General features: G+C 48.5%; 2 protein-coding genes and 1 pseudogene. All 3 read right to left on the reverse strand.

Features of this window, described 5'->3' with window-relative positions:
* Positions 1-120: 120 nt before the first annotated feature.
* Positions 121-447 (reverse strand): Imm45 family immunity protein, encoded by a 327-nt coding sequence (gene imm45 / locus XpruCFBP8353_RS22900; protein ID WP_207759713.1) that lies wholly within the window; start codon positions 445-447, stop codon positions 121-123.
* A gap of 363 nt (positions 448-810) precedes the next feature.
* Positions 811-1,302: an Imm42 family immunity protein gene (locus XpruCFBP8353_RS22905; protein WP_101365248.1), complete on the reverse strand. Its 492-nt coding sequence runs from the start codon at positions 1,300-1,302 to the stop codon at positions 811-813.
* A pseudogene (locus tag XpruCFBP8353_RS24155) lies at positions 1,299-2,682 on the reverse strand (DUF6862 domain-containing protein); the annotation flags it as partial. The gene XpruCFBP8353_RS22905 and the pseudogene XpruCFBP8353_RS24155, both read right to left, overlap by 4 nt.

Below are 2,682 nucleotides of genomic sequence, written 5' to 3' on the forward strand. Positions count from 1 at the left end.
GATGTTGAGGTCGCCGCCGATGTCGGCCAGGACCGTGTTTGCTGAAAGCAACGCGTCTTTCAGCCTGGTGCCGCGCTGTTACGCGGCTCCTGTCTCAGGTTAAATAAATCTAATTTAAAGTTAACTCTCTATAACTAGTTCGCGTTGTTCAAGGAAATAAGCCTCATTAATTTCGCACTCGGGATATATCCATCGATCCCAGTTAGATATAACCCAGCTCTTAGAAACGCCGCCCTTTGACGCGAGGCTATCGCCGGGAAGGTTGACGAGCTTTAATCCAGCCTTGTAGCCAGACGCAACTATTAAGCCATAGGGCCTATCAGCTTCTCCAGTTTCATAAAGCATGAATTCGACTATTTTTTCATATGGGAAAGAGCCGTTTACTCTTATAAAACCACCTCGACATAAGCTGTCGCCTTCGTAATCTAAAAGTTTAATCCAGTGCATATTTATTTAACCTTGAGGTCGTGGGATTTGTCGCGTGCCGCGGGCCTTAAAGGGGTAGAGAAAAATCTACTTCACCAAGATGCCTTCCGGTCGTTGCTTCGATCACTTCAAACCGACCATGCTGCCTATCACCAGCAAAAAGCGAGCCATCTTTTGAGCGGTATATGTCCGGCCATTTATTCGCGTAAGCCTATTATTCTTAACTGATCCATTATAGGCTGCCACTGCAGAGGTCATCGTTTTAACTTGCGCAACTCTTACACCCAGAGGAAAGGTTGAATAATCCTTCCTGAAGATGCCAACCTGTAGCGCTCAAGTTGAGGGTCGAGCTATAGAATTAATGTTGGAGAATAGTTGTTTATTTCACGGGCCGGAATTGATCGCGTTATCATAAATACTACCCATTGCTTCATAGGATTGATGAAGTGTTTCGAGAAATTTAATCCGTGGCAAGCAAATGAAATTTATTTCATGGCCTTCTTTTTGATAAGTAATAGTGTATTCGTCATTTTTTTTTGAGAAAACAAATACTTTAAAGTCGTCAAAAACATCTACCGGCGGTGCCGCTAAGTAATCCGCAGCATTACTTATGACGGATTCTTCTCCGAAAATCGATTCGTTAATAGCGCGATGAATTTCAACAAAGCTTAAATCTGGACCGCTAAGGTTTCTGTCTTTTATTCTAAGTATTTGCGTCATTTGAAGATAGACATCTCTAAGGGACGTGCCATCTTCGAAATTTCCTACTCTTTCCCCATTTAACCAATAACAGAATTTACCTAGCATCCACTGCCCGCCGCTGTTGTTGTCCAGCTGCATTTCCACTGCGAATATATTTTTCTCACCAAAAATCATTTTTTGTCGAGCTCCTTAAGCGCTGAGTTATTTACTGAGCTACGAGGGACTGTGCCACTGAAATGAACACCGCCAGCGTTGTCAGAAAAGTATCTGTAGATGCTGCCGTCGCTGGACTTTCCATACCATGTACCCATTCCAGCTCTTACTACATTGGAGTTGTATACATCTGCCGCATCGGACGGCTCGGGTGTTTTTCTCGGGTTGAATAGTGGACTTTTGGTGTCGTGGGCCGGATTTGCAACATACGGAGGCTTGATTCTATTTTCTACATTCCCTGGAGCGTAAGGGCTGTCTTTAAGAGACGGGCCACCGTTGACATTAACTTCATTAGACCGCTCGCCCGAAGGCGTATAGGGCTGCTTCGCACCTCCACCAAATCCTTCGTTTGTGCCCGCCATATTCATGGCGGCCCGGACTTTGGCAGAAGCAAGCTCAGTGAGCCCTAAGCCTATTGCAAGACCAGTTTCTTTCGACCAGAAGCCATTTTTCTCAATTGACGTGTACGTGGAACCAGTAAATTCTCCAATTTTTGCGACGTAGGTCTCTGTGGGTGAAAGATAGACGGCCTGAAGGCCGGTTCCCTCAAAAACGTATTGCCTGAAAGGTGCTCCCTGGGCTGTGTTGACATAAGAATTCAGCGACTGCGCGCTTCTTAGCCAATCTTTCTGAAGTCCAAGTGTTTCTGCAGTTGAGTAATCTTCCTTATAGCCGATCGCCTGTGTCATTTGCGAAGCACATGCCTCACTGGAAGGCGCAAGCGTACAAGCGAACTGCATTTGCGCGTCTTGAAGCTGTGACTTAGCGCTGGCTCGCGCGATAACTCCCTCTCTACAGGTGGCATCGCCATCGCAGCTTTCTAGCAGGCGCTCAACGATGGAAAGTTGCTCGTGGCTTAAATAGTTGTTGGCGACTTCATTCATTGCTGTCGTACCGCCAGCCGTACCACCAACGGTTGCGCCGACTGTCGTCGATGCCAGTGCAGTCAATGAATCTGCCAGTACGCCATCCACACCGGCGTTCTTCAGTGCGCTGGCAACAGCGGGGGCCGTGAGTGTACCTGCCGCCGAGCCCGCAGCGCCTTGTAGGCCACCTGTCAGTCCGCCAACAGCTGCGTGTGCCAGCACTCGCAACGTGCCGTCGTTACCCCACTGACCTTCGAGTTGCTCTGCCTGACCTAACAGCGCAGCACGTTGATCTGGGTCGGTTGTCGTTTCTGCTTGCAGACGTAACAGCGACGCTTCCTTGGTCTTTTTTTCAGCATAGTCACCGATTTCCTTACTCGCCTGCTGCCCAAACGTCGCAGTGATCTCGGCCCCGGCACTAACCTGCTGCTGCAGCTTCTGCCCGTCCCAGCCCTTGACCAGGCCATTGGCGCTG

It is taken from the genome of Xanthomonas prunicola, from assembly GCF_002846205.1.
In the GTDB taxonomy this organism is placed as follows: Bacteria; Pseudomonadota; Gammaproteobacteria; order Xanthomonadales; family Xanthomonadaceae; genus Xanthomonas; species Xanthomonas prunicola.